We start from the raw sequence: 24,399 nt of genomic DNA, 5'->3' as shown, positions 1-24,399 counted from the left end.
GTGTCCGACCTGATGACATGGCTGGAGGTGGGCGGTCCCGTCGCCATAGCCGGTGGCGGGGCCGCTGCCTGGACCAAGTCCCGGCACCCGGCGGCCTACTGGTCCACGATCGGGCTGTCGGTGTCGGTGGCCCGGCTGGTCACCTCTTACGGGGCGGTCATGGACTCCTGCGGGCTGACCGTGCCGCCCTTCCGGCTCCGGGCGCTGGCCACCTGGGCGACCAGCCGCCGAGAGGTCCGCCCGGTGCCGCCTCGTCGGGGCCTGATCCGCCCCACCTCGACCGGCCTGCGGGTCCGGCTGCGGCTGGTGCCGGGGCAGGAACCGGCGGACCTGGCTGCCTCGGCCGAACGGCTCCGCCACGCCTGGGGCGTCCACGCCGTCTACGTGGCGGAGATCAAGCCGGGCGTGGTCGAGCTGCGCTTGGTCGGCTTCGACGTCCTCGACCGGGTGCGGATGCCGCGCAAAGTTGAGGGCGGGTTCCTCAAGGTGCCGGTGGCGCTGCGGGAGGACGCGACCGCCTTCGTCCGCGACTACCGCGCCATCCCGCACCAACTCACCCTCGGCGCCACGCTGTCGGGCAAGTCCATGTACCTGCGCAACCTCGTCACCGGCCTGGCCCGACAGCCGGTCGCGCTGGCCGGGATCGACTGCAAGCGTGGGGTGGAGCTGGCCCCGTTCGCCCCGCGCCTGTCGGCGCTGGCGACCGACCCGGCGGAGGCGACCGAGCTGCTGCCCGTGCTGGTCAAGGAGATGGAGGACCGATACGACCTGATCAAGGCCCGGCAGGGCATCGCCCCCGGCACCCCGGACGAGGAGATCACCTCCGACATCTGGGGCCTGCCCGACGACGAGCGGCCCGTGCCGATCGTGCTGGTCGTCGACGAGGTGGCCGAACTCTTCCTCACGGCCTCGAAGAAGGACGAGGAGCGGCGCGACGAGATGGTCACCCACCTCGTCCGCCTCGCCCAACTCGGCCGGGCTGCCGGGATCTATTTGGAGGTCTGCGGGCAGCGCTTCGGCGCCGAGTTGGGCAAGGGCGCCACCATGCTCCGCGCCCAGCTCTCCGGCCGCATCTGCCACCGGGTGAACGACGAGGCGTCGGCCAAGATGGCGCTCGGCGACATCGCCCCCGAAGCGGTGGAGGTGGCCTGCTCCATCGCCCCGGAACGGCCGGGCCTGGCCGTGGCCGGTGACACCTCCGGCGGCTGGTCCCGCATCCGCACCCCCTACCTGTCCCTCACCGACGCCGCCGCCGTCTGCCGACAGACGGCGCACCTCGCACCCGACGTGCCCGCCCTCGACCCGTTCCGGCCCGCTGCTCCGGCGGCTCCGGTCGAGCATTCGGCTCCGCTGGTCACACCGCGGCCCGTGACCGACTGAACCACCCCGCACCACGGTCGGCGCGACCGCCCTCGCGCCACGTCCCTACCCCTCCCATGCCGAAAACCGAAAGGAGGTGCCACCCATGCGCCGCTACCTGGCCCGCGTTGACGCCGTGCTGATCCAGGCCGTCATCGCCGGTGCCCTGTCGTTCGCGCACCTGCACGACCTGGCCGCAGCGGCCGGACAGCACGGCTGGAAAGCCTGGGCCTACCCGATCAGCGTCGACCTGCTGATGGTCGCGGCCTGGCGGCGGCTGCGCTCGGGTACCGCGACGGCGGCCGGGTGGTGCTGGTTCGTCATCGCCCTGGCCGCCTCGCTCGGCGCGAACGTCGCCACCGCCGGCCTCCTCGACTTGGACGACGTGCCCGACTGGCTGCGCATCCTCGTCGCCGGCTGGCCCGCCGTCGCCTTCCTCGGCGGAACCCTCCTCGCCCACTCACCGGGCATGGCGGCACCGGATGAGCCGAAGGAGGACGCCGCCGAGCTGCCCGCGGCTGCCGACCCTGAACCGGAACCCACACCCGAACCGGCCCGGCCTGCCGCTCCTGCTCCGGCGCTCCCGGCGGCACCCGCCGTCCCGGCCGCGCTCGTCGAGCACGCTCGGAAGGTCGCCGACGCCCACCGCGCCCGGACCGGTATGCCCATCGACACCAACACCCTGCGTACCCGCCTCGGCGTCCCGCCCGCCCTGGCCGACGCCATCGCCGCCCAACTCGCCTGACAAGGAGGACTGCTCATGCCCGCGCACCGCCGCTTCCGCCGCGTCGTCCGCATCGGCCCCGTCCAGGTCGCCACCGCCTACGACAGCCGGGGCCGTGAGAAGCACACCGCCGCCTGCACCTCGCCGCGCTGCGGCTTCTCTGCCGACTACGACAGCCGCTCGGCTGCCGAGCTGGCCGCCCGTACCCACCGCTGCCCCGTCCGCTGACCGGAGGTTCCCCGTGACCGTCTCCCTGCCCCTGGTCCTCGTCCTGGGCGTCATCGCCTGGGCCACCGTGAAGTTCCTCGGCATCCGCCTGTGGGTCGTCGTGGTGATCGCCCTCTTCGGCTTCTACCTCGCTGACACCTTCCTCGCCCCGGCCATCGACACCGGTACGCGCACCGGGGTCGAGGTCGTCAACGGCACCGACAAGTGAGAGGAGATCCCGCCGTGTTCCTGCGTCCGCAGCTCCCCACCACACCGCAGCTCCCGGCCATCGCCGAGCAGAGCCAGCCGCCAGCCTGCTCCTGCCACTCCGCCCCGGCCCGGCGCCCGATGCCTTCGGCCACGACCGGCGCGGTGGCCGCCGTGCTCGTCGGCGGCGTGGTGCTGACCGCGCTCCTGGCCGCCGTCGCCGTCACGGCGGTGTCCGTGGCCGTCGCGGCTCTCGTCCTGCGCTCCCTGCTCGCCACCGGCCACCGCCGCTGAACGGCCGGTCGGGGCGGCCTCGATACCGCCAAGCATCCCGCCGCCCCGACCGGCCTCACTCCCCCGTCCGACCCGCAAGCCAGACAAGGAGAGTCCCCATCATCCCCCGCACCACCGCACCGCCGCTGAAAGAACTCGGCATGCTGGCCTCCTGGGGCAGCCTGCCCGGCCTCGTCCGGCAGCTCTCCGGGCTGGGCGGCTGCGCGCGGCCGATCCGGCTGGCCGGCTACCGAGCCGAGCACGCCCTCAACACCACAACGGGCGAGATCGGCGCCGAACTGCACCGGCTGGACTCAACTGACCTGCCCGCCGGCCACCTGCTGGTGCGCTGCAACAACCGCCGCACCACCCGGTGCGCCACCTGCGCCGAGACCTACCGCCGCGACACCTACCACCTGATCACCGCCGGACTGCGCGGCGGCAAGGGCACCCCGGAGCAGGTCACCGCGCACCCGCGCGTCTTCGCCACCTTCACCGCGCCGAGCTTCGGCCCGGTCCACAACCGACCCGACTCCGGCCGCTGCCGCTGCGGCACCCGCCACCCGGCCGACGATCCCGCCCTCGGCACGCCGCTTGATCCGGAGGCTTACGACTACGAAGCGGCCGTGTTGTGGAACGCGCACGCCGGGGCCATCTGGCGGCGCTTCTCCATCTACCTGCGCCGGGAGGTCGCCAAGCGAGCCGGTCTCACCCAACGGGCCTTCCGCCAGTACGCGCGGGTGTCCTTCGCCAAGGTCGCCGAGTACCAGAAGCGCGGAGCGGTCCACTTCCACGCCGTGATCCGCCTCGACGGCCCGACCGGCGGCGACGCCCCGCCGCCGTCCTGGGCCAGTGCCGAGCTGCTGACCGACGCCATCCGCGCCGCCGCATCCGCTGCCCGGATCACCGGCCCCACCCTCGATGGACGGGCGCACACCTTCGCCTTCGGCCGCCAGCTCGATGTCCGTCCGATCCGCTCGGCCGACTTCGACGGCGGCGCCGAGCTGACCGACCGGGCCGTCGCGGCGTACATCGCCAAGTACGCCACCAAGGGCGCCGAGACAGCCACCGGCACCCTCGACCGGCCGCTGAAGTTCCTCGCCGAGCTGGCCGCCCTCGACCTCACCGACCATGCCCGGCGCATGATCCGCACCGCCTGGACCCTCGGCGCCCGCAAGGACCTGGAACACCTGCGGCTGCGAGCCTGGGCCCACATGCTCGGCTTCCGCGGCCACTTCTCCACCAAGACCCGCCGCTACTCCACCACCCTCGGCGCCCTCCGCACCGCCCGCGCCGAGTGGCAGCGCCTCCAAGCGGCCATCGCGCGCGGCGCCGACCCGTCCACCGCACCGGACGAAACCACACTCGTCCTCGCTCACTGGGCCTTCGCCGGCACCAGCCTCACAGCGGGCGAGCAATGGCTGACCGATGCCCTTACCCCCAGCACGGAAGGAGAGATCACCCATGCCTGACGAGGAACTGCTGACCGTGCCGGAGGTGATGGCGCGGCTCCGGCTCGGCCGGTCCACGGTCTACGACCTGATCCGCTCCCGGCGCCTGCCCTCGGTCACCATCGGCCGGTCTCGGCGCATCCCCGCATCAGCAGTGCGGGAGTTCATCTCTCACCGACTGGCGGAGGCCGCGTGATGGCCGGGCAGCGCAAGCGCAACCCCAACGGCGCGGGCACCGTCACTAGGCGGAAGGACGGCCGCTATCAGGCGGCGGTCTATGTCCTCCAGCCGGACGGCACCCGCGCCCGGAAGTTCGTGTACGGCCGGACATGGGCCGAGTGCGACGCCAAACGCCGTGAGCTACTGGGCAAGGTCGAGAGCGGCGTACCGGTGCCGACCCGTTCGGCGAAGCTCGCCGAGTGGCTGCCGTACTGGCTGGAGAACGTCATCAAGCCGCGCCGGAAGCGCACCACGTACGCCAAGTATGAGGTACACGTGCGCCTCTACCTCGTACCGCTGCTCGGTGCGAAGCGGTTGGAGTCGCTGAGCGTCGCCGATGTCCGGCGCTTCGTCGCCCAGGTGGAGAAGCAGACCACGGCCGCGACGGCGCGGGAGTCGCACAAGGTGCTGCGGTCGGCTCTCACCGCCGCCTGCCGCGAGGAGCTGGTCACCCGGAACGTGGTCACGCTCGTGGAACCGCCGCGCGTGCAGTCTCCCGACCTGACGCCCTGGTCGCTCGATGAGACGTTGGCCTTCCTGGCGGCCTCCCGGCGTGACCCGCTGTACGCGGCCTTCGTGCTCGCCATCACCATGGGCCTGCGGCGTGGGGAGATCGTCGGTCTGCGCTGGGCTGACGTGGACCTGGAGCGGCGGGAGATCCGCGTTCGGAAGCAGCGGCAGCGGGTCGGCGGGGAGCTGTACGAGGACGACCCCAAGGGGCGTCGCCGTCGCCAGACGTTGCCGCTCCCGGCCATGTGCATCGCTCCCCTGCGGTGGCAGCGGATGAGGCAGGCGGCACAGCGGGAAAAGGCCGGCCAGGACTGGCAGGAGTCGGGGCACGTCTTCACCACCCGGACCGGCCGTCCGATCGAACCGCGGAACCTGTACCGGTCCTTCACCCGCGTCGCGAAGAACGCTGACCTCCGAGTGATCCGGCTGCACGACGCCCGGCACGGCTGCGCGACGCTGCTGACCGCCGCCGGGGTGGCTCCCCGCGTGGTGATGGAGATCCTCGGGCACAGCCAGATCGCCATCACCATGAACACGTACGCGCACGTCGTTCAGGACACCCAGCGTGAAGCGGTGAGCCACATGGACCGGCTGCTTCGGAGACGGCCCGACCACGGCTGACCGCCGCCGTTGATGTCAGATGGTGATGTCAAAGCCCCCCGGCCTCGTTCGGCCGGGGGGCTTCTCCCTGGTGGGCGCAGACGGGTTCGAACCGCCGACATCTGCCTTGTAAGGGCAGCGCTCTACCGCTGAGCTATGCGCCCGGGGTGAGCTCACAGCGTACCGTGCCGTGCCGCGTGCGCCACAAACGCGGGAGGGCGGGGGCTGTCCCCACCCCGGGGCCGGTGGGGTGCCGGATGTCGTCGCCGGGCGGAGGTCCATAGCGTCGGAGGGCGCCGCGAACAGCCCTGCCGAACGGATACGGAGACCGTCCATGACCACCGAGACCCGCCGCAGCACCCTGCGCGCCCTCGTCGCCGTCGTCCTCGCGGCCGCCGCCACCGCCGGGGTGGCCGGGTGCGTGGACGCCGGCGACGTGCCGCCCGAGCACCGGGGTTTCACGGTGGGGAAGGAGATGGGGACGCTCGTGGTCGACGTCGAGGACTCGCCGGTGGAGCTGGTGGCCGCGGACCGGGCCGACGTCCGGGTGACCCGGTGGTTCGACGGGATCGCCTACGGCGGCAGCACCGGGGCGCGGTGGTCGATGGAGGGCGGGACGCTCTCGCTGGGGCCCGACTGCTCCGGACTCGCGAGCTGCGACATCCGGCACCGGGTGGAGGTGCCGCGGCGGCTCGCGGTACGGGTCGAGAGCCGCAACGGGGACGTCACCGCCCGCGGCTTCCGGAAGGCGCTCGCGGTCTTCGCCGACAACGGCGGGATCGAGGTCCGCGACGTCACCGGGCCGCTGGAGCTCAGCGGCGACAACGGTTCCGTCGAGGCCACCGGGATCGGCTCGCGCGAGGTCACCGCCGAGGCGGACGACGGGGGGCTGGAGCTGGCCCTGGTCCGGGTCCCGGAGCGGGTGGAGGCCCGCGGCCGCAACGGCTCGGTCACCGTCGAGCTGCCCCGCGCCGCGTACCGCGTGGACGCCGCCGCCGACAACGGCGGCGCCCGGGTGGACGTGCCGCGGGGCGGCGACGGCGATCCCTCCGTCACCGTCCGCGCCGTCAACGGCGATGCGACCGTGCGCCCCGCGGACCGGCGGGACCGGTCGTGAGGTGATCGCCTCCCGTGTGTTCGCCGGTGCCGGATGGGAGAATGGCAGCCGGGCCCGCGAGCGCGTACGGGGAGAGGACACACGTGGCGGCTATGAACGGCGGCGGCGCACGCCGCTGGGGCTGGGGAGGCGGCGGTCGTGCCGAGAGCCGGCGTGCCGAGGCCCAGGCCGCGAAGGACGCGGCGGCCGCCGCGTTCTACGAGCTGGACACCGCGCAGCGCGATCTGCGGATCTCCATCGAGACCCTCGCCGCCGTCGACGACTCCCCGGCCGCGCACCGGGCCGTCGCCGACTTCGCGGAGTTCGGGCGGCGGATCGACCAGGTCAGCCACGCGTACATCGCCGCCGTGGACGCCCATGACCTGGACCGCGACGACCTGGACGCCGACACCGCCGCCCGGGCCCGCCGGGCCCTGGACGGGGCCAGGGAGGACCTGGAGCGCACGCGCACGGACCTGGAACGGTTCGGGCAGGGGCTCGGTCCGTTGCTGGAGAAGGCCGAGACGCAGCTCGCCCGCCTCGCGCCCGCCGTGGAGCGGGCCCGGCAGGCGCTGCTGGACGCGACGAAGGCGCTGGACGCCGTACGCGCCTCGGGCCTGCGGGCCGACGGCCCGGCCGCCCGGCTGGCCGCCCTCTCCCCCGAGCTGACCAGACTCAACGAGGGGGCCGCCCGCCACGGCGTACGGGAGACCGTCCAGCGGGCCGACCGCGTGCTGCGCGAGGCGGAGGCGGTGCGGCGGGAGGCCGAGCGGCTGCCGGAGCGGGCGGCCGAGATCGACCGGCGGCTCAGTTCCCTGCGCACCCGCGCCGAGGCGCTGCGGAACCGGACGGACGGCGTCCAGCCGGTGCTGAGCGAGCTGCGGCGGCGGTTCGCCGTGGCGTGCTGGGAGGACCTCCAGAACGTGCCGGAGCAGGCGGCGCGCGCGGTGCGGCAGGCGGAGGAGAAGCTGGCCGAGGCCCGCGGGGCGCGGGAGGAGCAGCAGTGGGCGGACGCCACCGCCCGGCTGTCGACGGTACGGGCGCTGCTGAACGACGCCGACGAGGCGGTCTCGGCGGCCGGCGAGCGCCTGCGGCGGCTGAACGAGGTCTCCTTCGACCACACCGGCGAGGTGGAGCGGGCGCGCTTCGCCGTCCGTGACGCCCAGCGGCTGGCGATGGCCGGGCGCAGCCACCCCGACCCCCGGCACGCGGGCCCGCTGGACGACGCGGTGGCCCGGCTGGACCGAGCCGTGGCGGGGCTGACCGGGCGGCACCCGGACTGGTGGCACTTCGTGACGGAGCTGGACGCCATCCGCGAGACGGCGGCGCGGGTGGTGCGCGAGATACGCGAGGAGCGGGCGGCGGGCGGCTGAACGGCCCGCCGTCCACAGTCCCGCCGTCCACAGCTCGTCGTCCACAGCCCGGCCGCGGCGGCCGGTCCGCGGCTTATCCTGCTCCCATGCCCCGATACGAGTTCCGCTGCCGCGCCTGCGGCACCACGTTCGAAGTGAACCGACCGATGGCCGAGTCCGGTGCGCCCGCCGACTGCCCGGAAGGCCATGACGACACGGTGAAGCTGCTGTCCACGGTGGCCGTGGGCGGCAGCGCCGCCCGGTCCTCCGCACCGGCGCCGAGCGCGGGCGGGGGCGGCGGGGGGTGCTGCGGGGGCGGCTGCTGCGGCTGACGGGCCCGCGGCGGCTCCGCAGTGGGTCGGCGGGAGCCGGCAGCAGGTCCGCGGCAGTCCGCGGCGTCAGAGCCTGCGCGCGATGGTCACGCCGTCCGCGACCGTCAGCATGACCGCCTCGGTCCGCCTGTCGGCGGACACGTGGTCGTTGAAGGCGCGGATCGCGGCGGCGGCGCCGGTGGCGTCCGGGTCGGCGACCTCGCCGTGGAAGAGCACGTTGTCCGCGACGATCAGCCCGCCCGGCCGCATCCGAGGCACCAGCTCCTCCCAGTAGCCGATGTAGTTCTCCTTGTCGGCGTCGAGGTAGGCCAGGTCGATCCCCGGCTCGGCGGGCAGGGCGCGCAGCGTCTCCAGGGCGGGGGCGAGGCGCAGGTCGACGCGGTCGGCCACCCCTGCCCTGGCCCAGGCCTCGCGCCCGAGGGCCGTCCACTCCTCCGAGACGTCGCAGGTGATGAGCGTGCCGTCCTCGGGCAGGGCCTGGGCCAGGGCGAGGGCGGAGAAGCCGGTGAAGGTGCCGACCTCCACGATGCGGCGGGCCCCGACCAGCCGTGCCAGGAAGGCCAGCAGCGGGCCCTGCTCCTGGGCCGACTGCAGGCCGGCGCGCTCGGGGAAGCGGGCGCGCGTGGTCTCCACCAGGTCGCGCAGGACGGGGTCGAGCGGCGGGTTGTGGTCGAGTACGTACCGGTAGAGCTCGGCGGTCTGGACCGGGCGCTTGTCACGGGGTGCCGGTGTCGTCATGTCCGCATCCTCACTCAGGCTCCTCCGGCGTGCAGCAGGAACTCCCGCAGCACGCGCTCCCCGGCCGCCACCCCGCGCTCGGGCAGCGCGGTGACGTGCGGGGCGGACCAGCCCAGGTCGGCCAGTTCGCCGTGGCCGGGCCGCCAGCCGGCGTCGGCGGCCAGCAGCAGGTCGGCGTCGAGGAGGGAGTCGCCGGCGGCCAGGACGCGTTCGGCGCCGGTGCGCCGGGCGACCTCGGCCATGGCGGCGCTCTTGGTCAGCGGACGGGGCACGGCGTAGATCTTGCGGCCCTGGAGGGAGACCGTCCAGCCGCGCGGCCCGGCCCAGTCGGCCAGTTCCTTGACCCAGGTGTCGGGCAGCTTCTCGCGGTCCACGACGAGGTAGGCGAACAGGTCCTCGGCGACGCGCTCCTTGAGCAGCCACTCGGGGCCGGCGGCGGCCACCATGCGGGCGCGCACCTCCTCCAGGGCGGCGCAGTCGGCGTCCAGGGCGCGCCGTACCCGGGCGTGCCAGCCGGGGTCGGACTCGCCGTCCACCATCAGATGGCCGCCGTTGGCGCAGATCGCGTAGTGCGGGGGCGGGCCGGGCAGGTGGATGCGGCCGTACTGCTCGCGGGTGCGGGTGGTGGTGGGGACGAAGACGGACCGGGCGGCGAGTGCCGTCAGCAGGGCGGCGGCGGCCTCGGTGACGTACGACAGCGGCCTGGCCTGGTAGACCTCCACGCACAGCAGGCGCGGGGCCTCGGCGTCGGGCATGGTCAGGCCGAGGGCGGCGGCGGAGTAGATGAGGGTGCGGTCCAGGTCGCTGGCGACCAGGGTCGTATGGTGCCCGGGCGTGGAGTCGGTCATCGGACGGCCTTTCCGTCGGCGCCGGTGGCGCCCCGCGTGTAGCGGGGATGGATGAGGCCGACGCAGGAGTACGGCAGGTCGTCGGTCTCCTCGACGGGCACGCCGCGCTGCTCGGCCAGGAGCCGTATGTGGTCCAGGTCGGTGCCCGCGCCGCGCCGGGCCAGTACGCGCCAGGGGACGCGGCGCAGCAGCACCCGGGTGGTCTCGCCGACGCCGGGCTTGACCAGGTTGACGTCCCCGATGCCGTACTCCTCGCTGATCCGCTCCACCGCCTTCCAGCCCGCCCAGGTGGGGGCGCGGTCGGCGGCGAGCAGCTCCTCGGCGTCGGCCGCGGCCTCGGCGCGTACGGCGTCGAAGCGGGCGGCGACGGTGTCCAGGAAGAGGGTGGAGACGTCCGCGTCCGCCAGGTCGCGGTAGTGCTTGGCGCCGTGGAAGTCGTCGGGTCCGACGAGGTCGGCGCGGAGCACGGTGCGCGATATCAGCCCGGAGACGGTGGAGTTGAGGCAGGCGGAGGGGATGAGGAAGTCCTCGCGGGTGCCGTAGGTGCGCACGCAGCCGCCGGGGTCGGCCAGGACGGCGAGTTCGGGGTCGAAGCCGGGGAAGGGGCGCAGGGCGTCGGCGAGTTCGCGGGTGATGGCGCCCTTGCCCGTCCAGCCGTCGACGAAGACCACGCCGGCCGGGTCGTGGTGGGCGGCGAGCCAGCGCAGGGCGGTGGTGTCGATGCCGCGGCCCCGGACGATGGAGACGGCGTAGTGCGGTACGTCCAGGCCGTGGACGTGCCGGGCCCAGCGGCGCATCAGCACCCCGACGGGCGTGCCGGCGCGCGCGAGGGAGGCCAGCACGATGCCGTGTTCCCCACGGCCCCGGCCTCCCCGCTCGGCGAGCAGCGTCTCGGTGACCGCGCCGACCGCGCGGGCGATGCGGTCCGCGGACGCCTCCAGCGCCTGGTGGAACAGCCTCTGGTACTCCTCGCTGGGCTGGTACTCCACCGGCAGCGACTCGGCGTAGTGGGCGCCGCCGCTCTGGATGGCCTCCTCGCGCTCCTCGGTGGGCGCCTCCAGCGTGACGCCGGAGAGGTCCTGGAGCAGCCAGCCGACGTCCTCGGCGGCGTAGGAGGAGAAGTCCGGGCCGCGCAGCGGGGCGGGCAGCGGCCGGTGGGAGGGCACGACGGCGAGCAGCACCCGGCCGGTGTGGGCGGCGAGGTGGGCCAGCAGGCCGTCGGGGGCGTGGAGGGCGGGGGTGTCGGCGGCGGAGTCCACGACCGCCACGACGGCGTCGAAGCCCCGGCCCGCGGTGCCGTGGACGTTGTAGGCGTAGCGGAGGCCCGGCGCGTCGGGGATGCCGTCGGCCGGATCGTCGTGGGCGGGGAAGACCAGGCGGGTGCGTATCGCGTAGCCGGGCTCGTCGACCGCCAGGACGGGCGAGCGGGTGGTGGTGGAGTAGCGGACCTCGGCGCCGGTGGCGCCGGTGAGGGCGTCGGCCAGCCGCAGCGGGGCGTACATCAGCTCCTCGCACCCCAGGACGAGCACCCTGCGCGCCCCTTCGGGGAGTTCCGCCGCGATCCGTTCGGCCATCGCCGGCAGCGCGGCCTCCAGCCGGGCGCGGTGGGCGGGGGTGAAGCCGTGCCGGCCCCCGTCGGGCAGGCCCAGCGGCCAGCCCAGGTCGACGCGGCGCACCTCGTACGGTCCGGGGGCGGGCGCGGGCGGCGGGCCGTCGTGGGCCTCGACCAGGGCGGCGCCGCGCTCCAGCACGTCGTCGGGGAGGCGTACGGTGCCGCTCGCCAGGGCCACCACGTCGACGCGGGCGCCGAGTTCGGCGGCGAACTTCTCCAGCCGGGCGCGGTCCTCCGGCCCGCGCAGGTCGGTCAGCGCCACGATCACGTACCGCTCGCGCGGGAAGGCGCGGTGCAGGGCGGTGACGGTGTTGAGGACGGTGGTGCCGGTGGAGAACTCGTCGTCCACCAGCACCAGCGGACCGCCGCCGGCCAACAGCTCCGGGTCCTCGGGCAGCAGCAGGTGGGAGGTGGCGTGGGAGTGCTCCTCCTCGAAGCCGCCCACCGGCTCGGCGCCGGGGACGGCGCGGCGCGTGGAGTGGAGGTAGGGGACGGTGCCCAGGCCGTCGGCGACGCTGTGGCCGAGGCCGGTGGCGGTCTCGGCGTAGCCGAGGACGACCGCGCGGTCGGCGTCCGCGCCCAGCAGGGTGCGCACGCGCTCGCCGAGGCCGAGGCCGGTGCCGTAGACGACCCCGGGGAGCTGGGGGACGTGCTTGCCCAGCACCTGCGAGACCAGCAGGTGCGCCCGGCGGGGGTTGCGCCGCAGGGCCAGGCCGAGCAGGTCGCGCAGTCCGTCCCCCTCGCCGGGCGGGGCCTCCAGCCGGACGTCCAGCCGCCGCGCGACCCACTCCCCGGGCCACGGTCCGCGGCCGGCTTCCCCGCTCGCCCCGTCCTCCCGTCCGTCCGTGCGCCTGTTCGCGTCCGCCTCCTGCGTCACCCTGCCGTGCCCCTCGCCGTGTTCGTGGTCGCGGTCGTGTTCGTGGTCTCGGTCGTGGTCATGGTCGTGGTCGCGGCCGTGTTCGTGGTCGTCGCCGTCCTCGCCCGTACGGGTCATATGGTCCCAGCCGCCAGCAGCTCCACGAACCCCACGCCCTCGCGCGCGACCCCGAAGGCCTCGGCGCGCAGCAGGGTGCGCTCGGCCCAGGCGCGGTGCGGCTTCACCTCGTTCATCTTGTTGGTGTACGCCGACCGCAGCACTCCGCCGCCGCAGCGCTCGGGGCGCAGTATGTCCGTGGCGTCGCTGAACTCCTCGTGGCTGACCACCGACAGGGCGTGGACGGGCGCGACGTGCGAGGGGTGGATGCACGTCTTGCCCTGCAGGCCGTTGGCCCGGTCCAGGCCGATCTCGCGCAGCAGTCCGTCCATGTCGTGCTCGATCAGGGCGGCGCGCAGCTCCTCGGCCCGGCCGGTGAACGGGCTGTGGCGCAGCTGCGGCTTGAACATCCGCTCCTGGAGCCGGAAGTACTCCCACACGGGCCCGGTGACGGTGAAGCCGGTGCCGTCGGCCCGGCCGAGCACGTTGACCACGTCGGCTATCACCGAGGCGACGATCTGCACGTCGTAGGCGGTCATGTCGGGGCTGCGGCGCAGTCCGTAGGCGGAGCAGAAGTCGGTGACGCCGAGCCGGAGCGCCAGGACGCGGTCGCGGTACTTGTCGACGGTGCGGGCTATCCCGGTGAGCGCCTCCACCCGCGTCTCCAGGTGCAGGAGCTCGGGGGACTCCAGGACGGGCATGGCGAAGAGCCGCCGTCCGCAGGCGGCCTCGGCCGCGGTGAGCGCCTCCAGGAAGGGGATGCCGCGCTCCTCGGTGAACTTGGGCAGCACGAAACCGGACAGCAGGCGGACGCCCGGGCCCAGGCGCCGTACGAGGGAGGTGATCTGCGCGGGCTCGCGGACGCGGACGAACAGCAGCGGCGGCTCCACGGGGCCGGGCGCGGAGCCGGACGCGGAGCCGGACGTGGAGCCGGGGACGGCCAGCTCCGTGAACTGCCGGACCAGGTTCTCCTCGGCGTCGGCCACGTCGGCGTCGTCGATGGAGTCCTCCAGGCAGAGCACCATGGAGACCACCCCGCGCCGGGCCTGCTTGAGCACGTCGTCGGCGAGCCGGGGGCGGGTGGCGGGGCTGTAGAGGGTGGCGCCGAGGGCCACCGAGAGGAGGCGGGCCGGGGACTGCGAGGAGAACTCGACCGGTTCCCGGTGGAACAGTTCCCGCCGGACCGCCGGCGAAAGGTGTCCGAAGTGCCGCACAGGACCCCCGTTCCATTACCGGCCTCATGTACTTCATGAGCGAGATCCGGCCGATCATCGTAAGCACGCACGTGGCTCAAAAGTTACCCGAACGCATGAACAAAGCATTACTTGCGCATAAACCCGGGGTGCCGAGGCACCCGCGTTGTACCGGAGGGCCGCGACAGGCAGGATGGCGCTATGACGCACGCGATGCTGAAGGGGTCGAACATCCAGCTCCACGCGACGGCCGTACGCGCCGTGCTGCGCTGGACGCCTGGCACGAGTGCGCGCGACGTCGACATCGACGCCTCCGCACTGCTGGTGGGCACGGACGGACGCGTGCGCTCCGACGAGGACTTCGTCTTCTACAACCAGCCGCGGCATCCCTCCGGGCTGGTCCGCCACCTGCCCAAGAGGCGCGAGCCGGAGGGGCTGACCCACTCGGTCGAGGCGGACCTCGCCGGGCTCGACCCGTCCGTGGACCGGGTGATGCTGGCCGCCTCGGCGGACGGCGGCACCTTCGCCGACGTGCGCGACCTGGTGCTGCTGGTGGTGGACGCCGGCGGCGGGGAGACGATCGCCCGGTTCGAGATCCACCCGGAGACGGGCTCGGAGACGGCGCTGATCTGCGGTGAGCTCTACCGGCGCGGGGACGGCTGGAAGTTCCGCGCGCTGGGGCAGGGGTACGACACCGGGCTGATCGGACTGGCGACGGACTTCGGCATCTCGGTGGAGGAGGCCGAGTCGGCCGCGCCCGGCGAGCCGGGGCAGACGATCCCGCAGCCGCCCCCGGAGCCGCCCTTCCCCCGGCCGGAGCCGACGCCCGAGCCCCACCCGGAGCCGCAGCCGCACCCCGAGCCGCCGCCCGGGCCGAACCCTCCGCCGCCGCGTCCCGTCCCCGGCCCCACGCCCGGGCCGGAACCGCTGCCCGAGCCCGGTCCCGGGCCGGAGCCCCAGCCCGAGCCCGCCGCCGCGGCGCACCCGACCGCGCCGGTGCCGGTCCGGGCCGGGACGGGGGTCCCCCCGGCCCAGCCGGGGGGAGGGTTTCCGCAGCCGCCGGCCCACGCGCCGCAGCCCGCGTACGGCTATCCGCACGTGCCCGCGCCTCCGCCCCCGCCGACCCGGCCCCCGGCGTACGGGTACCCGCAGCCCGATCCGGCGTTCACGCTGCCGCCGCAGGGACCGCAGTTCGTGGGCCGCTAGAGGGCCGGCGCGCGCCCCCGCGCGGACGGCCCGCCGGGCACGGGGCGGGAGCGGGAGCGGGAGTCACGCCCGGCTGGTCTTCTTCTTGTAGCCGCGTCCCCACTGCAGGCCCCAGCCGTAGAGCCGGTCGAGCTCCGACTGGAAGCCGTAGACGTAGCGGACCTCGCGGCGCACCACCAGATGCCCCTTGCCGTCGTGCTCGATCAGCACCACGGCGCAGGAGCGGGCCTCGGGGGCGCGCTCGTCGAGACCGATCTCGATGCGGGGGCCGTTGCCGGGGATCAGCGTGACCACGGCGTGGGTGCGGTCGAACGCTGGGGTGCCGTCGTAGATGTAGACGAAGACCAGCAGCCGTTTGATCTCGTCCTTGTGGTCGAGGTTGACGTAGACGGTCTCGCCCGAGGAGCCGCCGAACCGGTCGTCTCCGCTGAGCTTGACGTACGGCGGCGCGTTGATCTCCCCCAGCAGGCCGCCGAGGGGCTGCACGACGCCCTTGGAGCCGTCCTTCAGCTCGTACATGCAGGCCAGGTCGAGGTCGACCGTGACCATGCCCTGGGTGTGCCCCTGCACCGGCTCGGGCTTGAACGCCTGGAGGGGGTTGCGCAGCAGGCCGCCGCGCCGCGGCCGTCCGCCGAAGTCGGACGAGCGCATCCGCCAGGAGAGGTTGATCTGCAGGTGGCCGGTGTCGGCGCCCTGCCGGGTGAGCGAGATCGTCGGGTGCCGTCTGGTCAGCTCCACCGCGTACGTCGTCGGGCCGCCGACGGTGTCGAACCTCGGGCCCCTGCGCATGCCGCCGCGCCAGTTCTCCCACAGGGAGACCATGTCTTCCTACCCCCACTCCCGTCCGGACCGTCCCATGACCGTGCCTGCGGCGTCGTGCCGCGGGGGCGGCCACGAGGTTCCGCCTCGTGGCCGCCCCCGCACAGAGCGTTCCGCAATCGGGCCGCCGTCACACGCCGGAGGGGACTCCCGGCTTCTCCGCCGGAGCGCCGCCCTCGCCGCCGCTCGCGGCGTCCCTGCGGTTGTGCCGCACCGAGGTCCAGAAGGCGGTGCCGATCAGGGCGACACCGATGAGGCCGGTGATCACCTCGTTGACGTGCCACCTGATGGTGATCAGCAGCAGGACGCCCAGGGCGCCGATGGCGTAGTGGGCGCCGTGCTCCAGGTACCGGTACTCGTCCAGCGTGCCCTGGCGGACCAGGTAGACGGTGATGGACCGGACGTACATGGCGCCGATGCCCAGACCCAGGGCGATGACGACCGGGTCGTTGGTGATGGCGAAGGCGCCGATGACGCCGTCGAAGGAGAAGGACGCGTCCAGGACCTCGAGGTAGAGGAACATGAAGAACGCGGCCTTGCCCGCGAGCAGGACGACGGGGGGCTGCTTGCCGGCGCGCCGGGCGGCCTCCTCGGCCTCGTGCTCCCGCTCCTCGTCCTCCTCGATCTTGTTCTCGAAGTGGCTGGAGAGGCCGTTGACGATGAGGTAGGTGAGCAGACCGGCGATGCCCGCGAGGTAGACCGTCGCGGACTCGTCGGCGTGGCCCTCGTAGAGCACGGCGTGGGTGCCCAGGACGGTGCCCGAGATCAGCAGGGCGATCAGGGCGACGACCACCGCGAGACCCTCGACCTGTCCGAAGCGGGCCAGCGGGCGCTCGATCACCTTGAGCCAGTGGACGTCGCGGTCCCCGTCGAAGAGGAAGTTCAGGAAGATCATCAGCAGGAACATGCCGCCGAAGGCCGCGATCGACGGGTGGGCGTCGGTGACCAGCTGCTCGTACCGCTCCTGGTCGTTGAGCGCCAGGTCGACCGCCTCGATCGGCCCCAGCTGGGCCGAGACGGAGACGATCACGATGGGGAACACCAGGCGCATGCCGAAGACGGCGATGAGGATGCCGATGGTGAGGAAGATCTTCTGCCAGAACTCGTTCATCTTCTTCAGCACGCCGGCGTTGACGACGGCGTTGTCGAAGGAGAGCGAGATCTCCAGGATGGAGAGGATCCCCACCAGGGCGAACGCCTCCCACCCCCCGAACAAGAAGGCGGTGACGAGTCCCGCGGCGGTGACGCCGAAGGACCAGCCGAATGTCCTTAGAACCACTGAGTACCCAATCTTCTCTCTGGTGGGAGTCCCCCCACGTCGTGGGCGGTGGGGCCGCTGCGCGCGACCCGTTTTACGAGACGTTTACTCCGAAGTCTAGGGCGATGCCCCGCAGCCCGGACGCGTACCCCTGCCCCACCGCACGGAACTTCCACTCGCCCCCGTACCGGTAGAGTTCGCCGAAGATCATCGCGGTTTCCGAGGAGGCGTCCTCGGTGAGGTCGTAGCGCGCCAGCTCGTTGCCGTCGGCCTGGTTCACCACGCGGATGTAGGCGTCGGTGACCTGGCCGAAGGTCTGCCGCCGGTTCTCGGCGTCGTGGATCGACACCGAGAAGACCACCTTGTCGACCCGCTCGGGCACCTGGGCGAGATCCACCAGGATCGTCTCGTCGTCGCCGCCCGTGCCGCCGACCAGTTCGTCGCCGGTGTGCTCCACCGAGCCCTCGGGGCTCTTGAGGTTGTTGTAGAAGACGAAGTACTCGTCGCCGAGCACCCGGCCGCCCCCGCACAGCAGCGCGCTGGCGTCCAGGTCGAAGTCGGCGCCCGTGGTGGAACGGGCCTTCCAGCCCAGGCCGATCTGGACCTGGGTCAGGTTCGGTGCGGCCTTGGAGAGGGAGACATTGCCCCCCTTGGCGAGCGTGACGCCCATGATGCTGGTCCTCTCCCGATGCGATGCGCCCAGTGTTCCCAACACATCCGGCGCCGCACACCTTCCGGACACGGAAGTCTGCGGCGCCGGAGCCTGCCGGGACCGGGTGCAACCGATCGGCGGCAGGAGGTGACCGACAGGTCTCAGACGTTCACCCCGAAGTCCTGCGCGATGCCGCGCAGGCCGGAGGCGTAGCCCTGGCCGATGGCGCGGAACTTCCACTCCGCGCCGTGGCGGTACAGCTCGCCGAAGACCATGGCGGTCTCGGTGGAGGCGTCCTCGCTCAGGTCGTAGCGCGCCAGTTCCTTGTTGTCGGCCTGGTTCACCACGCGGATGTAGGCGTTGCGGACCTGGCCGAAGCTCTGCTGGCGGCTCTCGGCCTCGTAGATCGACACCGGGAACACGATCTTGGCGACGTCCGCCGGCACCCCGGCGAGGTTCACCTTGATGACCTCGTCGTCGCCCTCGCCCTCGCCGGTGAGGTTGTCGCCGGTGTGCTCCACCGAGCCGTCGGGGCTGGTGAGGTTGTTGAAGAAGACGAAGTGCTGGTCGGAGATGACCTTGCCCTCGGCGCTCGTCAGCAGCGCGCTGGCGTCCAGGTCGAAGTCCGTGCCCGTGGTGGTGCGGGCGTCCCAGCCGAGACCGACGATCACCGCGGTCAGGTTGGGGGCTTCCTTGGTCAGCGAGACGTTGCCGCCCTTGCTGAGGCTGACTCCCACGAGTCCTCCCGGTTGTTCATGAGGAGCACTGCGTGCCCCCGTTGCGTGGATGCCGTTCGATAACGAGCCGATCCTAGTGATCGGTTCCCGGCGTTTGCAGGGACCTACAGGCTTTCGAGGGCCTTTGCGTACTCGTTCAGATCGCGTGCGTCGGGCAGCCCGTTGACCACCGTCCAGCGCACCACGCCCTCCTTGTCGATGATGAAGGTGCCGCGCACCGCGCATCCCTTCTCCTCGTCGAAGACGCCGTACTCGCGCGCGGCGTCGCCGTGCGGCCAGAAGTCCGACAGCAGCGGGTAGTCGAGCCCCTCCTGCTCCGCGAAGACGCGCAGCGTGAAGGGGGAGTCGCACGAGACGGCCAGGAGCTGGACGTCGTCGTTGACGAAACGGGGCAGTTCGTCGCGCAGGGCGCACAGCTCGCCGGTGCACACCCCGGTGAAGGCGAAGGGGTAGAAGAGCAGGACCACGTTCTTCCGCCCCTTGAAGTCCGCGAGCCGCACGGTCTCGCCGTGCTGGTTCCTCAGCTCGAACTCCGGGGCCTTGGTACCCACCTCGATCGCCATGGACGCGTTTCCCTTCGGTGTAGGTGACGCCTCCACCCTACGCAGGCCCCGTACCGGCCCCGGAAGCGGCGAGCCCCCGCACGGCGGGCGCCGTACGGGGGCTCGGCCCGGTCTCGGAGCCGGGGGGTCAGCGGTGGATCACCGCTTGCCGCTGCGGGCGGTCTTCGGGGTGACCAGGCGGTTGCCGGTCCAGTCCTTGCCGGCGTTGACGGTGCTGGTCTGGGCCAGGCCGGCGGTCTGGGCCGCCTCGCCGATCTCGCTCGGCTCGACGTACCCGGGCCGTCCGGTCTTCGGCGTCATCAGCCAGACCGGGGCACCGTCCTCGACCAACGTGATGGCGTCCACCAGCGCGTCCGTCAGGTCGCCGTCATCCTCGCGGAACCACAGCACCACGGCGTCGGCCATGTCGTCGTAGTCCTCGTCGACGAGTTCCTGGCCCGTGATGGCCTCGATTCCCTCGCGGAGGGCCTGCTCGGCGTCGTCGTCGTAACCGAGCTCCTGGACCACCTGCCCGGGCTGGAAACCCAGCCTTGCGGCGGGGTTGGTCCGCTCCTCCGCGTGGTCCGCGGTCGCGCTCACGGATTGCCTCCTGTCATCTTTCGAAAGTGCGTGGTGCCCGCGCGGGCGCGCGGGGCATTGGGCGTAGTCCACACGGGCGGGACCGATCGCGCAAGTACCCGGCCGCTGATCCCGCCCAAACGTTGACGTGTCGCCGCACACCGCCTGAACCGCTGTGGTGCGCGGCACACCCGTACGCCTATTTTGCCCCATTGGATGGCGAATGAGGATGGGCTCGAACGGCCGTGCGCCGACCGCGGCCCCCATGGGCGTAGGGTTGCCGTTCGGCCGCCTCACGCCCCGGCCGCACGGGCCCGGGCACCCGGGCGTCTCACGGAGTGGGGTTACCACTCGGTAGAGATGACGTATCCGCCCCAGCGGTACACGATGGGAGACGGCGCGACATCCCAGCAGAGCAAGACCGAACAGCGAAGGAACAGCGTGGCTTCCGGATCCGATCGCAACCCGATCATCATTGGTGGCCTTCCCAGCCAGGTCCCGGACTTCGATCCCGAGGAGACCCGGGAGTGGCTCGACTCGCTCGACGCCGCCGTCGACGAGCGGGGCCGGGAACGTGCCCGCTACCTGATGCTCCGCCTCATCGAGCGCGCCCGCGAGAAGCGTGTGGCCGTGCCGGAGATGCGCAGCACGGACTACGTCAACACCATCGCGACCAAGGACGAGCCGTTCTTCCCCGGCAATGAGGAGATCGAGCGCAAGATCCTCAACGCGACCCGCTGGAACGCGGCCGTGATGGTCTCACGCGCCCAGCGGCCCGGCATCGGGGTCGGCGGCCACATCGCCACCTTCGCCTCCTCGGCCTCGCTGTACGACGTGGGCTTCAACCACTTCTTCCGCGGCAAGGACGGCGGCGACGGCGGCGACCAGATCTTCTTCCAGGGCCACGCCTCGCCCGGCATCTACGCCCGCGCCTTCCTGCTGGACCGGCTCAGCGAGGAGCAGCTCGACGGGTTCCGCCAGGAGAAGTCGAAGGCCCCCAACGGCCTGTCCAGCTATCCGCACCCGCGGCTGATGCCGGACTTCTGGGAGTTCCCGACCGTCTCCATGGGCCTCGGTCCGATCAGCGCGATCTACCAGGCCCGGCTGAACCGCTACATGCAGGCCCGCGGGATCGCCGACACCTCCAACTGCCACGTGTGGGCGTTCCTGGGCGACGGCGAGATGGACGAGCCGGAGTCGCTCGGCCAGCTCTCCCTGGCCGCCCGCGAGAGCCTGGACAACCTGACCTTCGTGGTCAACTGCAACCTCCAGCGGCTCGACGGCCCGGTGCGCGGCAACGGCAAGATCATCCAGGAGCTGGAGTCGTACTTCCGCGGCGCCGGCTGGAACGTGATCAAGCTCATCTGGGACCGCTCCTGGGACCCGCTGCTGGCCCAGGACCGCGACGGTGTGCTGGTCAACAAGTTGAACACCACCCCCGACGGCCAGTTCCAGACGTACGCCACCGAGACCGGCGCGTACATCCGCGAGCACTTCTTCGGCGGCGACCACCGGCTGCGGAAGATGGTCGAGAACATGACCGACGAGCAGATCCTGCACCTGGGTCGCGGCGGTCACGACCACCGCAAGGTGTACGCGGCCTACAAGGCGGCCCGGGAGCACAAGGGCCAGCCGACGGTGATCCTGGCCCAGACGGTCAAGGGCTGGACCCTCGGTCCGAACTTCGAGGGCCGCAACGCCACCCACCAGATGAAGAAGCTGACGGTCGAGGACCTCAAGCGCTTCCGCGACCGGCTCCACCTGCCGATCTCCGACAAGGAGCTGGAGTCCGGCCTGCCCCCCTACTACCACCCGGGGCGGGACTCGGAGGAGATCCAGTACATGCACGACCGGCGGCGCGAGCTGGACGGCTTCACGCCCCGGCGCGTGGACCGCTCCAAGCCGCTGGTGCTGCCGGGCGACAAGACCTACGCCACGGTGAAGAAGGGCTCCGGCCAGCAGCAGGTCGCCACCACGATGGCGTTCGTGCGGCTGCTCAAGGACCTGATGCGGGACAAGGAGATCGGCAGGCGGTTCGTGCTGATCGCCCCCGACGAGTACCGCACCTTCGGAATGGACTCGTTCTTCCCGTCGGCCAAGATCTACAACCCGCTGGGGCAGACCTACGAGTCGGTGGACCGCGAGCTGCTGCTGGCGTACAAGGAGTCCCCCAACGGCCAGATGCTGCACGACGGCATCTCCGAGGCCGGCTGCACGGCCTCGCTGATCGCCGCGGGCTCGGCCTACGCCACCCACGGCGAGCCGCTGATCCCGGTCTACGTCTTCTACTCGATGTTCGGCTTCCAGCGCACCGGCGACCAGTTCTGGCAGATGGCCGACCAGCTCGCGCGCGGTTTCGTGCTCGGCGCCACCGCCGGCCGCACCACGCTGACCGGCGAGGGCCTGCAGCACGCCGACGGCCACTCCCAGCTGCTGGCCTCCACCAACCCGGCCTGCGTCGCCTACGACCCGGCCTTCGGCTTCGAGATCGCCCACATCGTGCAGGACGGTCTGCGGAGGATGTACGGCGAGAACGCCGAGGACGTCTTCTACTACCTGACCGTCTACAACGAGCCGATCAAGCAGCCCGCCGAGCCCGAGGGCGTGGACGTCGAGGGCATCGTCAAGGGCCTGTACCGGTACAAGCAGGGCGAGGGCGGCTCGATCCCGGCGCAGATCCTCGCCTCCGGCGTGGCGGTGCCCTGGGCCGTGGAGGCCCAGCGCATCCTCGCCGAGGAGTGGAACGTCCGGGCGGACGTCTGGTCGGCGACCTCGTGGAACGAGCTGCGCCGTGAAGCCGTCACGGTCGAGGAGCACAACCTGCTCCACCCGGAGGAGGAGCAGCGGGTGCCGTACGTGACCCGCAGGCTCCAGGAGACCGAGGGCCCGGTGCTGGCCGTCTCCGACTGGATGCGTTCCGTACCGGACCAGATCTCCCGCTGGGTGCCGAACCGCTACCAGTCGCTGGGCGCGGACGGCTTCGGCTTCGCCGACACCCGCGGCGCGGCCCGGCGCTTCTTCCACATCGACGCCGAGTCGATCGTCCTGGGCGTGCTCACCGAGCTGGCCGGCGAGGGGAAGATGGACCGGTCGGTGCTCAAGCAGGCCATCGACCGGTACCAGCTGCTCAACGTGGCCGCGGCCGACCCGGGCCCGGCGGGCGGGGACGCCTGACGCCCGACGCCCGACCGCGGACTCCGCCGACGCGCTTCGGCCCCGGCTTCCAGGCCGGGGCCGAGGCGCGTCACGCGTACCGCGCCGTCATGGCCACAGCCCCCACGAGCCGGAGGCGGCGAGGAGCCACCCCACACCGAGGACGGTGTCTATCGCGCCCAGGACCACGGCCACCAGGGCCGGCACCGAGCGGGTTCCGGTCCAGCGGCGGCCCATGGCCAGCCAGCCGCAGACCATCGCGATGGGGCCGAGCACGAAGCCCATCACGAAGAATCCGGCGACCGCGCAGACCACACCGATGACACCGAACGTCGAGCGCTCGTCCCCGGTGAGGTCCCCACCGCCGCGCCGCTTGCCTTCGAAGTACCGCGTGCCCGTCATCTTCCCTCCCAGGGTCGTAGGACCGGGCTGTGGCTCCGGATACCCCGAACCCCCCGTACGATGCCGGGCATGGCGGACATACGGGCCAAGGAGCGCTGGGAGCGCCGGACACAGGGACCTCTGCTGCTGCTGTCGGTCCTCTTCGCCGTCGCCTATGCCGTGCCGATCGTGCGCACGGACATCGCTCCGTGGGCGCGGGAGGCGTGCCGCGCCGTGGAGTGGAGCGTCTGGGCGGCCTTCGCGCTGGACTACGCGGTGCGGCTCTGGCTGGCCCCGCGGAAGTGGGTCTTCGTCCGCGGCCAGCCGCTCGCGCTCCTGGCCGTACTGCTTCCCCTGCTCCAGCCGCTGCGGCTGCTGCGGCTGGTCTCCGCCCTGCTGCTGGTCGGGCAGCGGGCCCGGATGGCCTCCCGGGTACGGGTGACCACCTATGTGGCCGGTTCCTGCGCGGGACTGCTGGTGTTCGGCTCGCTGGCCGTGCTGGAGGTCGAGCGGGGCTCGCCGAACGGCAACATCACGACGCTCGGCGACGCGGTGTGGTGGTCGTTCACCACCATGACCACCGTCGGCTACGGCGACCTGGCACCGACCACCGGCCTGGGCCGGCTGCTGGCCATCGGGCTGATGCTCTCGGGGATCGCCCTGCTCGGTGTGGTCACCGCGAACATCGCCGCCTGGTTCATCGCGCGGTTCGACGAGGAGGAGGCCGGGGAACAGCGGCAGACCGCAGCGATCGAGGCGCTGACGGCCGAGGTGCGGGCCCTGCGGGCTGAGGTCGCCGAGCTGCGGGGCGGGCGCACGGCTTCCGGTGGGGCCGGGGGCGGACCGGTGGCCGGTGCCGCGGGCCACGTCAGCTCTCCCAGATCTTGACGGCCCGCACCCGGTAGTCCGTCCGCGGCGCCCAGGAGCCCGACGGGTAGGTGTCGAACTCGCCGGTCTCGGCGCACTCCGCGCTCTGGTATGCCGTGACGGGCCGGCCGGTGCGGTTGGCGAGCGAGGCGGCGGACGCGCCCCCGGACAGCGGCACGCAGCTCTCGATGTCGGTGTCCGCCAGCTCATGGGTGTGGCGCGGTCCCTTGAAGTCCCCCCGCTCCCACAGGCACAGCTCCCCGGCCGCGCACTCCCCCAGCCTCGGCACCGGCGCCGCCGCCGAGGCGGCGGTCTGCGGCGTCAGGACCGTGAGCAGAGCCGCCGTGAGCAGGGCCGTGAGCAGGGCCGTGGGCAGCGCGGCGCTGCGACTTCCGCCGGTGCGGTGCGCGTCGGTGCGGTGCGTGTGGCGCATGTGGGTCTCCCCCGTGTCGGTCGTTGTGCGATCAGCTTCGACACGGGCCGGCCGGCCTGCCAAGAGCAGACCGGCCGT

The 24,399-nt window shown here is 72.6% G+C and carries 26 protein-coding genes and 1 tRNA gene; 14 read left to right on the top strand and 13 right to left on the bottom strand.

Annotation, left to right across the window (positions count from 1 at the left end; all coding sequences use genetic code 11):
• From QC029_RS06030 to xerC, 8 genes are all read left to right on the top strand, one after another.
• Positions 1-1,380 (top strand): FtsK/SpoIIIE domain-containing protein, encoded by a 1,380-nt coding sequence (locus tag QC029_RS06030; protein ID WP_279554487.1) that lies wholly within the window; start codon positions 1-3, stop codon positions 1,378-1,380.
• A gap of 85 nt (positions 1,381-1,465) precedes the next feature.
• Positions 1,466-2,104, top strand: coding sequence for a DUF2637 domain-containing protein (locus QC029_RS06025; RefSeq protein WP_279554357.1), 639 nt, complete (start codon positions 1,466-1,468; stop codon positions 2,102-2,104).
• A 15-nt stretch (positions 2,105-2,119) separates the two neighbouring features.
• The gene (locus QC029_RS06020; protein ID WP_279554356.1) at positions 2,120-2,311 is read left to right on the top strand and encodes a mobile element transfer protein; all 192 of its coding nucleotides are present in this window, start codon (positions 2,120-2,122) and stop codon (positions 2,309-2,311) included.
• Between the two features lie 13 nt (positions 2,312-2,324).
• On the top strand, positions 2,325-2,519 hold the full coding sequence (locus QC029_RS06015) for a hypothetical protein (protein WP_279554355.1): 195 nt from the start codon (positions 2,325-2,327) through the stop codon (positions 2,517-2,519).
• 14 nt (positions 2,520-2,533) lie between these two features.
• On the top strand, positions 2,534-2,791 hold the full coding sequence (locus tag QC029_RS06010; RefSeq protein ID WP_279554354.1) for a SpdD protein: 258 nt from the start codon (positions 2,534-2,536) through the stop codon (positions 2,789-2,791).
• Positions 2,792-2,931: 140 nt separating this feature from the next.
• Positions 2,932-4,242 carry a replication initiator gene (locus QC029_RS06005; RefSeq protein WP_279554353.1) on the top strand — a complete coding sequence of 437 codons (1,311 nt, stop codon included), beginning with the start codon at positions 2,932-2,934 and terminating at the stop codon, positions 4,240-4,242.
• A complete protein-coding gene (locus QC029_RS06000) occupies positions 4,235-4,417 on the top strand; it encodes a helix-turn-helix domain-containing protein (protein ID WP_279554352.1) in 183 nt (60 codons plus the stop codon). The genes QC029_RS06005 and QC029_RS06000 overlap by 8 nt, the downstream gene beginning before the upstream one ends.
• Positions 4,417-5,571 carry a tyrosine recombinase XerC gene (xerC, locus tag QC029_RS05995; protein WP_279554351.1) on the top strand — a complete coding sequence of 385 codons (1,155 nt, stop codon included), beginning with the start codon at positions 4,417-4,419 and terminating at the stop codon, positions 5,569-5,571. The genes QC029_RS06000 and xerC overlap by 1 nt, the downstream gene beginning before the upstream one ends.
• Before the next feature lie 68 nt (positions 5,572-5,639).
• On the opposite strand, the gene QC029_RS05990 is transcribed toward xerC, so the two are convergent.
• Positions 5,640-5,714 (bottom strand) — tRNA-Val (locus QC029_RS05990).
• A gap of 170 nt (positions 5,715-5,884) precedes the next feature.
• On the opposite strand from QC029_RS05990, the gene QC029_RS05985 reads away from it, so the two are divergent.
• The 3 genes from QC029_RS05985 to QC029_RS05975 all read left to right on the top strand — a co-directional run bounded on the left by QC029_RS05985 (position 5,885) and on the right by QC029_RS05975 (position 8,330).
• Positions 5,885-6,667: a hypothetical protein gene (locus QC029_RS05985; RefSeq protein WP_279554350.1), complete on the top strand. Its 783-nt coding sequence runs from the start codon at positions 5,885-5,887 to the stop codon at positions 6,665-6,667.
• A gap of 92 nt (positions 6,668-6,759) precedes the next feature.
• Positions 6,760-8,019 (top strand): hypothetical protein, encoded by a 1,260-nt coding sequence (locus QC029_RS05980; protein ID WP_279554486.1) that lies wholly within the window; start codon positions 6,760-6,762, stop codon positions 8,017-8,019.
• A gap of 86 nt (positions 8,020-8,105) precedes the next feature.
• Complete coding sequence (locus tag QC029_RS05975; RefSeq protein ID WP_279554349.1) at positions 8,106-8,330, top strand: zinc ribbon domain-containing protein; 225 nt, start codon at positions 8,106-8,108, stop codon at positions 8,328-8,330.
• 66 nt (positions 8,331-8,396) lie between these two features.
• Here QC029_RS05975 and QC029_RS05970 read toward each other — a convergent pair whose 3' ends face one another.
• Genes QC029_RS05970 through QC029_RS05955 form a run of 4 tightly spaced genes read right to left on the bottom strand, consistent with a single transcriptional unit; the run spans position 8,397 to position 13,715 of the window.
• Positions 8,397-9,068, bottom strand: coding sequence for an O-methyltransferase (locus tag QC029_RS05970; RefSeq protein ID WP_279554348.1), 672 nt, complete (start codon positions 9,066-9,068; stop codon positions 8,397-8,399).
• Between the two features lie 14 nt (positions 9,069-9,082).
• Complete coding sequence (locus tag QC029_RS05965; protein ID WP_279554347.1) at positions 9,083-9,916, bottom strand: HAD family hydrolase; 834 nt, start codon at positions 9,914-9,916, stop codon at positions 9,083-9,085.
• Positions 9,913-12,522 (bottom strand): phosphoribosyltransferase, encoded by a 2,610-nt coding sequence (locus QC029_RS05960; protein ID WP_279554346.1) that lies wholly within the window; start codon positions 12,520-12,522, stop codon positions 9,913-9,915. Before QC029_RS05960 ends, QC029_RS05965 begins: the two co-directional genes overlap by 4 nt.
• Entirely contained in the window at positions 12,519-13,715 is a 1,197-nt protein-coding gene (locus QC029_RS05955; protein WP_279554345.1) for an HpcH/HpaI aldolase/citrate lyase family protein, read from the bottom strand. Before QC029_RS05955 ends, QC029_RS05960 begins: the two co-directional genes overlap by 4 nt.
• Positions 13,716-13,895: 180 nt before the next feature.
• Here QC029_RS05955 and QC029_RS05950 point away from each other — a divergent pair, with 180 nt between their 5' ends.
• A complete protein-coding gene (locus tag QC029_RS05950; protein ID WP_279554344.1) occupies positions 13,896-14,900 on the top strand; it encodes a TerD family protein in 1,005 nt (334 codons plus the stop codon).
• 63 nt (positions 14,901-14,963) lie between these two features.
• On the opposite strand, the gene QC029_RS05945 is transcribed toward QC029_RS05950, so the two are convergent.
• The 6 genes from QC029_RS05945 to QC029_RS05920 all read right to left on the bottom strand — a co-directional run bounded on the left by QC029_RS05945 (position 14,964) and on the right by QC029_RS05920 (position 19,508).
• Positions 14,964-15,722 (bottom strand): Tellurium resistance, encoded by a 759-nt coding sequence (locus tag QC029_RS05945; RefSeq protein WP_279554343.1) that lies wholly within the window; start codon positions 15,720-15,722, stop codon positions 14,964-14,966.
• Between the two features lie 127 nt (positions 15,723-15,849).
• Positions 15,850-16,998 (bottom strand): DUF475 domain-containing protein, encoded by a 1,149-nt coding sequence (locus tag QC029_RS05940; protein WP_279554342.1) that lies wholly within the window; start codon positions 16,996-16,998, stop codon positions 15,850-15,852.
• Positions 16,999-17,071: 73 nt separating this feature from the next.
• On the bottom strand, positions 17,072-17,647 hold the full coding sequence (locus QC029_RS05935) for a TerD family protein (RefSeq protein ID WP_279554341.1): 576 nt from the start codon (positions 17,645-17,647) through the stop codon (positions 17,072-17,074).
• A 143-nt stretch (positions 17,648-17,790) separates the two neighbouring features.
• On the bottom strand, positions 17,791-18,366 hold the full coding sequence (locus QC029_RS05930; RefSeq protein ID WP_279554340.1) for a TerD family protein: 576 nt from the start codon (positions 18,364-18,366) through the stop codon (positions 17,791-17,793).
• Positions 18,367-18,470: 104 nt separating this feature from the next.
• Positions 18,471-18,929 (bottom strand): peroxiredoxin, encoded by a 459-nt coding sequence (locus QC029_RS05925; protein ID WP_279554339.1) that lies wholly within the window; start codon positions 18,927-18,929, stop codon positions 18,471-18,473.
• Between the two features lie 138 nt (positions 18,930-19,067).
• Complete coding sequence (locus QC029_RS05920; protein WP_279554338.1) at positions 19,068-19,508, bottom strand: DUF3052 domain-containing protein; 441 nt, start codon at positions 19,506-19,508, stop codon at positions 19,068-19,070.
• Between the two features lie 420 nt (positions 19,509-19,928).
• On the opposite strand from QC029_RS05920, the gene aceE reads away from it, so the two are divergent.
• Complete coding sequence (gene aceE, locus QC029_RS05915) at positions 19,929-22,661, top strand: pyruvate dehydrogenase (acetyl-transferring), homodimeric type (RefSeq protein ID WP_279554337.1); 2,733 nt, start codon at positions 19,929-19,931, stop codon at positions 22,659-22,661.
• 87 nt (positions 22,662-22,748) lie between these two features.
• On the opposite strand, the gene QC029_RS05910 is transcribed toward aceE, so the two are convergent.
• Complete coding sequence (locus tag QC029_RS05910) at positions 22,749-23,042, bottom strand: small hydrophobic protein (protein WP_279554336.1); 294 nt, start codon at positions 23,040-23,042, stop codon at positions 22,749-22,751.
• A 60-nt stretch (positions 23,043-23,102) separates the two neighbouring features.
• Between QC029_RS05910 and QC029_RS05905 the strand changes: the two genes are divergently transcribed.
• Positions 23,103-23,909 (top strand): potassium channel family protein, encoded by an 807-nt coding sequence (locus tag QC029_RS05905; RefSeq protein WP_279554335.1) that lies wholly within the window; start codon positions 23,103-23,105, stop codon positions 23,907-23,909.
• Here the strand turns inward: QC029_RS05905 and QC029_RS05900 are convergent.
• Positions 23,890-24,321, bottom strand: coding sequence for a peptidase inhibitor family I36 protein (locus QC029_RS05900; RefSeq protein WP_279554334.1), 432 nt, complete (start codon positions 24,319-24,321; stop codon positions 23,890-23,892). The two genes, QC029_RS05905 and QC029_RS05900, sit on opposite strands and share 20 nt — an antisense overlap.
• Positions 24,322-24,399: the final 78 nt, after the last annotated feature.

It is taken from the genome of Streptomyces sp. DH37, from assembly GCF_029813835.1.
Taxonomy (GTDB): Bacteria; Actinomycetota; Actinomycetes; order Streptomycetales; family Streptomycetaceae; genus Streptomyces.
This window is presented reverse-complemented; position numbering and strand designations above follow the sequence as displayed.

What these genes read in the sequence shown, in the direction of transcription:
- QC029_RS06025 (WP_279554357.1), top strand. Translation starts at nt 1,466, where the DNA reads ATGCGCCGCTACCTGGCCCGCGTTGACGCCGTGCTGATCCAGGCCGTC.
- QC029_RS06020 (WP_279554356.1), top strand. Translation starts at nt 2,120, where the DNA reads ATGCCCGCGCACCGCCGCTTCCGCCGCGTCGTCCGCATCGGCCCCGTC.
- QC029_RS06005 (WP_279554353.1), top strand. Translation starts at nt 2,932, where the DNA reads ATGCTGGCCTCCTGGGGCAGCCTGCCCGGCCTCGTCCGGCAGCTCTCC.
- QC029_RS06000 (WP_279554352.1), top strand. Translation starts at nt 4,235, where the DNA reads ATGCCTGACGAGGAACTGCTGACCGTGCCGGAGGTGATGGCGCGGCTC.
- xerC (WP_279554351.1), top strand. Translation starts at nt 4,417, where the DNA reads ATGGCCGGGCAGCGCAAGCGCAACCCCAACGGCGCGGGCACCGTCACT.
- QC029_RS05985 (WP_279554350.1), top strand. Translation starts at nt 5,885, where the DNA reads ATGACCACCGAGACCCGCCGCAGCACCCTGCGCGCCCTCGTCGCCGTC.
- QC029_RS05980 (WP_279554486.1), top strand. Translation starts at nt 6,760, where the DNA reads ATGAACGGCGGCGGCGCACGCCGCTGGGGCTGGGGAGGCGGCGGTCGT.
- QC029_RS05975 (WP_279554349.1), top strand. Translation starts at nt 8,106, where the DNA reads ATGCCCCGATACGAGTTCCGCTGCCGCGCCTGCGGCACCACGTTCGAA.
- QC029_RS05970 (WP_279554348.1), bottom strand. Translation starts at nt 9,068, where the DNA reads ATGACGACACCGGCACCCCGTGACAAGCGCCCGGTCCAGACCGCCGAG.
- QC029_RS05965 (WP_279554347.1), bottom strand. Translation starts at nt 9,916, where the DNA reads ATGACCGACTCCACGCCCGGGCACCATACGACCCTGGTCGCCAGCGAC.
- QC029_RS05960 (WP_279554346.1), bottom strand. Translation starts at nt 12,522, where the DNA reads ATGACCCGTACGGGCGAGGACGGCGACGACCACGAACACGGCCGCGAC.
- QC029_RS05950 (WP_279554344.1), top strand. Translation starts at nt 13,896, where the DNA reads ATGACGCACGCGATGCTGAAGGGGTCGAACATCCAGCTCCACGCGACG.
- QC029_RS05945 (WP_279554343.1), bottom strand. Translation starts at nt 15,722, where the DNA reads ATGGTCTCCCTGTGGGAGAACTGGCGCGGCGGCATGCGCAGGGGCCCG.
- QC029_RS05935 (WP_279554341.1), bottom strand. Translation starts at nt 17,647, where the DNA reads ATGGGCGTCACGCTCGCCAAGGGGGGCAATGTCTCCCTCTCCAAGGCC.
- QC029_RS05925 (WP_279554339.1), bottom strand. Translation starts at nt 18,929, where the DNA reads ATGGCGATCGAGGTGGGTACCAAGGCCCCGGAGTTCGAGCTGAGGAAC.
- QC029_RS05910 (WP_279554336.1), bottom strand. Translation starts at nt 23,042, where the DNA reads ATGACGGGCACGCGGTACTTCGAAGGCAAGCGGCGCGGCGGTGGGGAC.
- QC029_RS05905 (WP_279554335.1), top strand. Translation starts at nt 23,103, where the DNA reads ATGCCGGGCATGGCGGACATACGGGCCAAGGAGCGCTGGGAGCGCCGG.
- QC029_RS05900 (WP_279554334.1), bottom strand. Translation starts at nt 24,321, where the DNA reads ATGCGCCACACGCACCGCACCGACGCGCACCGCACCGGCGGAAGTCGC.